At 38.9% G+C, this 7056-nt stretch carries 5 protein-coding genes; 3 read left to right on the plus strand and 2 right to left on the minus strand.

Features of this window, described 5'->3' with window-relative positions; translation table 11 throughout:
* Positions 1-1976 (plus strand): GH92 family glycosyl hydrolase (locus tag AC1DRQ_RS28515; RefSeq protein ID WP_477429065.1); only part of this gene is annotated, 1976 nt, incomplete at its 5' end.
* Between the two features lie 17 nt (positions 1977-1993).
* Here AC1DRQ_RS28515 and AC1DRQ_RS28520 read toward each other — a convergent pair.
* Positions 1994-2998, minus strand: a complete 1005-nt coding sequence (locus AC1DRQ_RS28520; RefSeq protein ID WP_477429067.1) for a LacI family DNA-binding transcriptional regulator — start codon at positions 2996-2998, stop codon at positions 1994-1996.
* 345 nt (positions 2999-3343) lie between these two features.
* On the opposite strand from AC1DRQ_RS28520, the gene AC1DRQ_RS28525 reads away from it, so the two are divergent.
* Positions 3344-4225, plus strand: coding sequence for an inositol oxygenase family protein (locus AC1DRQ_RS28525; protein ID WP_429392948.1), 882 nt, complete (start codon positions 3344-3346; stop codon positions 4223-4225).
* A 142-nt stretch (positions 4226-4367) separates the two neighbouring features.
* Positions 4368-6059, plus strand: coding sequence for a sodium:solute symporter family transporter (locus AC1DRQ_RS28530; protein ID WP_477429069.1), 1692 nt, complete (start codon positions 4368-4370; stop codon positions 6057-6059).
* Positions 6060-6135: 76 nt separating this feature from the next.
* Here AC1DRQ_RS28530 and AC1DRQ_RS28535 read toward each other — a convergent pair whose 3' ends face one another.
* Positions 6136-6738, minus strand: coding sequence for an RNA polymerase sigma-70 factor (locus tag AC1DRQ_RS28535; protein WP_477429071.1), 603 nt, complete (start codon positions 6736-6738; stop codon positions 6136-6138).
* Positions 6739-7056 lie beyond the last annotated feature (318 nt).

The raw sequence follows: 7056 nt of genomic DNA on the forward strand, positions 1-7056 counted from the left end.
CCGTTTGGATGGGCGATTATGGCTATGTTTCTGTTATGCCCCAGGTAGGCAACCTCCGGGTTTTGCCCAAACAGCGTGTGCTGTCATTTAACCATCAGGATGAGATTTCTAAACCATATTATTACTCGGTAAAGTTAAAAACTATCGGTACTGATAAAATTAAAGCCGAAATTGCAGGTGCCAATACCTGCGGCATGTTCCGGTTCACGTTTCCAAAGGCAGATCAGGCACATCTGATCATACAGGGCATTAACCTTAACCCCGAGCTTACCGATTGGGCAAACGATTATACTTCCCGGATGAAAAAGTTAAAAGGCTATGTGCATATTGATACCATTAATAACGAAATAACCGGTTATAATCCAGACAGGCAATCGGCGCAGCTTGGCCCAGAGCTTAAAAACTTTAAGGGGTATTTTATTATCAAATTCAACAAACAGATTAAAAAATATGGTACCTGGGATAAGCAGGTGATCAACAAAGGCAGCCAGAGCCAGTACGGCACCCGCATGGGAGCATTTATTTCTTTCAGGACCAAAGCAAATGACGAGATCAGGGTAATAGTTGCTACATCATTTATCAGTATTGACCAGGCAAGGGATAACATGAAGAAAGAAATTCCTGACTGGGATTTTGATAAAATAGTTAAAACAACACGTAATGAATGGCAGCAAGCTTTAAAGGCTATTCAGGTAAGCGGAGTAACCAAAACACAAAAAACTATTTTTTATACCGCAATGTTCCATACTATGTTATTTCCGCGTCAGTTTTCGGAATACGGCAGGTATTACAGCGCTTTTGATGATAAGGTGCATCGTGGTTCGTCATACAATGATTATTCGCTTTGGGATACTTTCAGGGCTTTGCATCCATTATTAACCCTTACACAACCTCAGCGGGTTGATGGTATGGTAGAGTCGCTGCTGCAAATGTATAAGGAAGGAGGGTGGATGCCGATGTGGCCAAATCCTACCTATACTAATATTATGATTGGTACCCATGCCGATATTGTTGTGGCCGATGCTTATGTTAAAGGCTTTCGTGGTTTTAATACAAAACTGGCTTATGAAGCGCTGCATAAAGATTCGTACGATGCGCCCGATGGTGATACACATAAAAGATGGGGCGACCGTGACCTGTGGACAAGCTTTGAAGCAAGAGGTGGTTTAACCAACTATCATAAATTAGGTTATATCCCGGTTGATAAAACAAGAGAATCGGTTTCGCGGACTATTGAATATACAATTGACGACTACGCTGTAGCCCAGGTTGCCAAAGGATTAGGGAAAGATGATGATTATAAACAGCTCATGGCCTGGAGTAAAAACTATCAAAACGTGTATAACAGCGCTACCGGTTTCATGGCTCCCCGTAATTCAGACGGTCATTTTTCGGCCAAACCAGATTCGGGCTTTACGGAGGGCACCAAATGGACCTATACTTTCGGTGCCATGCATGATGTGCCCGGCATGATCAAAATAATGGGCGGCGAGAAAAAATTTGCCAATAAACTAAGCAAAAACTTTAGTGAAGGTCATTACCATGCAGATAATGAACCCGGTCACCACTACCTGTACCTGTTTAATTATTGCGGCATGCCCTGGAAAACACAGGAATTGGTAAGGGAACATACCTCATCACAAAATTTCAGAAACGCGGCGGTTGGTATTAATGGCAATGATGATTGCGGCCAAACTTCGGCATGGTACATTTTCAATACGCTTGGTTTTTATCCGGTGGCACCTGCGTCAGGTTATTACAGTATTGGCGCCCCACAGTTCCCGTATATGGTATTGAACCTGCAACATGGTAAAAAGTTGATCATTCAGGCAAAGGACCTATCAGCCAAAAATAAATATGTAAAAGAAGTGACTTTTAATGGAAAGCCTATTAAGGATTTTTTGATCTCGCATCAGGATATTATTGCGGGAGGAACATTAGCTTTTACAATGACCGGCACTCCTCAAAAAAACTAATATTAACACCAACTGATTTAGTCAGAGATTCGGGTTGAATCTCTGACTACCAGTTTGGATGGTAAAATAATCGTTTCTTTTTCCATTTGGATGGGCTTACCTGATAAATGCCAAAACAGTAATTCCGCGGCTTTTCGCCCCATATCGTACGCGGGTTGTAAAACGGTAGTAAGCGGGGGATTAAGTATAGCCGCGGTTATCTGATTAGTAAAACACACCACTTTTATATCCTGAGGGATATTTAACTTCATTTCTTCGCAAGCCAGGTAAGTAGTAGTAGCTAAATGCTCAACCGTGGCAATTATACCATCTGGTTTTACGCTGGTTATGTGATCTTTTAAAACAGCAATATTCTCGTTTGTGTATTTATTAGRGCAACTAATTATGTTATGTTCTCTCGGTTTTATATTTCGCTCAGCCAATGCCTTTTTATAGCCATCTTCCCGCGCAAGTAATATAGAAGGATAACCTTCAATGGTAACCAGCGAAATATTTTTACATCCCTGATCAAGCAAATGGCTGGTAGCCATGTAAGCACTATTAAAATCATCAGTTTTAATCTTTGCGGTAGGTACATCCTCGCAAACCCTGTCAAAAAAAACGATAGGGATACCAGCCTGCTGTAACTCTTTAATGTGTCTGGTATCTTTGGTATTACTGGCAACGGACATTAATATACCATCGACCCGCCCACTGGTAAGTTCGTTAAACATTTGAGCTTCACGTTCATAACTGTCATGGGTTAAATATATTAAGGCATGATATTTTTCCAGATCCACAATACTTTCAATACCATTTATAGCCTGGCTAAAAAAACTATCCGCAATTTCAGGAATTATAATGGCTATGGTATTACTTGATCGTTTACGGAGGCTACTTGCGTAAGGGTTAGGCACATAATGTAATAGTTTGGCAGTTTCAATAACCCTGAGTTTTGTTTCATCACCTATATCATGACTATCCCTAAGCGCTTTGGATATTGTTGCGATAGACACATTTAACACTTTTGCAAGTGTTTTCATATTTACTTTGTTATTCTTTGTTCCGTCGGCCATTGATAAAAGGTTTTTTCAAAATTTTAGAAGTCTGTTATTTGACTTTTACTGCGAAACTATAAATGTTCATGATTTTTGTATTGGTTTATAAAACAAAAGTTGAGCAATATAATAAAAATAGCTATTGCAAACTCTAAGGCAGAGGGGGAAGGGCATTAATGGGCTATAAAAATTTAGGTAAACGTTTAAGCAAATAAATCAGGTACTTTTCATGAATTTAACTTTAAAAATGAAGAAATTTGTATAAGACAGCTATGAAAATTGGCTATAAAGGATTGTTTGCCAATTATACTCCTTTTAAATTTTAACGTTATGAGCAAGAATACAGGAACACCAGATCAAGGCCCTTTAAATTCTATAGAAGAATGGGAAGATGATTTATTAGTTCGTTATCCGGATGCAGATTCAATAGCCGCAGGGCGAGATACTGATGCATACCGTGATTATGAGGCCACAACAAAAGATTCCGTTCGTGAATTTTATCGTTTGCAACATATTAACCAGACCTACGATTTTGTTCTCGCAAAGAAAGAACAATATTTATCGTTCGATAAAAAAGAAATGTCGGTTTGGGATGCTTTTGATTTTCTTAACCAGCTTGTAGATGATTCTGATCCTGATACAGATCTTGATCAGTTACAGCACCTGCTACAAACCTCTGAGGCTATCCGTGCCGATGGCCGGCCTGATTGGATGGTACTTACCGGGTTATTTCATGATATGGGCAAAGTATTGTGCCTTTTCGGCGAGCCACAATGGGCGGTAGTAGGTGACAGCTATCCTGTGGGATGTGCTTTTTCGGATAAGATTGTTTTTTCTGAATATTTTAAAGACAACAAAGATCATCACGACCCGCGTTACAATACCAAATACGGCGTTTATGAGCCCAATTGTGGTTTAGAGAATGTACACATGACCTGGGGCCATGACGAATATATTTATCACATGATGAAGCCTTATTTGCCTGAGCAGGCCTTATATATGCTTCGCTATCATTCCTTTTATCCGCAGCACAGGGAGCATGCCTACAGCCATCTCATGACCCCTCATGACCACCAGTTATTTAAAGCAGTAGATTTATTTAATCCTTATGACCTTTATTCCAAGAGCCCGGTTCCACCGGATTGGACTAAACTGCGTCCGTATTATGAAGATCTTGTTGCCAAATACCTGCCGTCAACATTAAAATTTTAAATAAGGATATCATAATATTGTTGTTGTATGGCTGCCGTTTATTTTCGTGCAGCCTTGCCAATTCATTTTATTTCATAGATTTGAAAAATTGAACCGGCCCTGAAAATTAACGGCCTAAATTTCCTATTGCAAAAAAATACTCATGCTGAATCATATTTCTACGGCCGATCTTCTGGTCTTTTTCGCCTATTTCATAATAGTTTCTTGCTATGGATACTTTATTTATCGCCGAAAAAAGAATGAAACAAACACCAGTTCACACAGCTTTTTCCTTGCAGAGGGCTCGCTCACCTGGTGGGCAATAGGTGCGTCCATCATCGCGTCCAATATCTCGGCCGAACAATTTATAGGCATGAGCGGTGATGGTTTTTTTGCTGGTATTGCTGTAGCTGTATATGAATGGGTTGGGGCTGCTGCATTAATTATTGTGGCTGTATTTTTTATGCCGGTATATATCAAGAACAAAATATTTACCATGCCCCAGTTTCTGCAAAACAGATATAATAGTGGCGTGGCTTTGGTAATGTCAATATTCTGGTTGCTTTTATATGTATTTATCAACTTAACCGCTATTTTGTACCTGGGTGCTTTAGCCATTAACGGTTTACTTGGTGGGGCATATTTTCATGAAATTATGATAGGCCTGGCTATATTTGGGGCTGTTATTGCCCTGGGAGGGATGCGGGTTGTTGGCTATACAGATGTTATACAGGTTGGCGTATTGATAGTAGGTGGTTTGGCTATCACTTACCTATCGCTTACTATTGTCAGCGAAAAATTTGGTTTTGGAACCAATGTATTTACCGGCTTTAATTTACTATTAAAAGATGCCCCCGATCACTTTCATTTAATCTTTAAAAAACCCGCTGCAGGGGCATCAACCGAAACTATAACCAAATATCTTATTTTACCGGGCTTTGCCATGTACGTTTCAGGGCAGTGGATCAGTAATTTGAATTACTGGGGCTGTAACCAATACATAACACAGCGAGCCTTAGGCGCCAATATAACCACTGCACGCACCGGTATTTTGTTTGCAAGTTTGCTGAAAATACTGATGCCGGTAATTGTTATGCTGCCCGGTATTGTTGCTTTTGTGTTATACAAACACGGTCATTTACCTCAATTAGGCAATGGAGGTAAAGATGGTGCTTATTCGGCCATATTATCTTTTTTACCTTCGGGACTTAAAGGATTGTCGCTTGCTGTTTTAACCGCGGCCATAGTTGCTTCCCTGGCCGGTAAAATTAATAGCATAGCTACCATTTTTACCCTTGATATTTATAAAAAATACCTGAATATCGAAGCCAATGAACGGAAAATGGTTTGGATTGGCAGGCTTGCTATCGTGTTTAGCTTGTTGATAGCCGTTTCATTTACATGGCACGATGTATTGGGTATAGGAAGTTCAGGAGGATATACATTTGTACAGAAATATTCCAGCTTTGTAAGCCCCGGTGTACTTGCTACATTTTTACTGGGCATGTTTTGGAAAAGAACCACTGCCGAAGCCGCCATCATTGGGATATTGGTTGGCTTTGCAGCATCAGTATTTTTTAATCAGTTTGCCGTTACAGTATTTGGCCCCGAAACCATATTGTATTCAGCATTTAAAAATGCGGCAGGGCAATATGAAATCCCATTTTTTATATCACTTAGCTGGTCGTTCCTTATAACTTGTATTGTAATGGTATTTATAAGTTTGGCCGGTCCGGTGGTAAATGCCAAAGCAATAGTTGTAGATAAATCAATGTTTAAGTTAAAGCCTTCATCAGTTATACTGATAGTGGTTATTTTGTTATTGCTATCAGCTATTTATATAAGGTTTTGGTAGTAATATTCCAGAACCCTATTTAACAAAAAGAGCCCGTAAATATAAATTACGGGCTCTTTTTGTTAAACATGTTTTTTTACTCAAAGGTTTTTGCTAAAAACAAAACGATGAGGATCATYAGTGAAACTAAAGGCAATTTAGGATAGGACATTCTCAGAAACCTCAGCGCAAACGTAATTTGATTTTCAACAGTACGTTTTGAGATATTAAGTTTATCGGCAATTTCTTCATTACTTAAATTTTCTACCCGGCTTAACCAAAAAATTTCCCGACAGCGGCGGGGCAGTTCCAGTAATACTTGTGCAAGTTCCGATTCAAGAGCCTCATACCCCAGCTTACTATCGGCAGTGTTATAAACAACCATGCTGTCGTTCTCAGCCAATTGATCAATATATTCTACACAGTTTATCTTAGTTGCTTTTAAATGTTTAAATACCTGATACCTGGCAGTTACGTGAATGTAGTTTTGAAAATTTTGGATCTTCAGATATTTACGCCTTGTCCATAATGCCACAAATACATCATGTGTAATCTCCTCAGCTACAGTTTCATCTTTTAAATAATAATTAGCGGTTTTATAGAGTTTTTTCCAATACCTGTTGTACAGGACTACAAAAGCCCTGGAATTATCTGAGACAACGGAGTCCCATAATTCGCTATCGGTAACTTGACTGATCATAATTGGTTTGATAAAAATAAGAAATGTTTATCAAATACAATTGTCAGCCACACATGTATTTTAATGTTTAAAAATATTTTCAAAATCATGTGTGTTGAATTAGATTTTGCAGCACTTTATATATAGTAAGCAAAACCAATTTTATGACTCCTGAGCAATACATACTACTTTATGAAAAACACCTTTCGGGTTTATGTACTCCTGAGGAAGAAGAATTATTAATGCAGCATAAAGATAATTTTAAAATACACGATGATCAGGAAATCAGGCTGTTAAGAGGCGATAAGTTGATCAGAAGGAGTATTTATGGTCGCATCG

Source organism: Mucilaginibacter sp. P4_E8 (assembly GCF_056401495.1).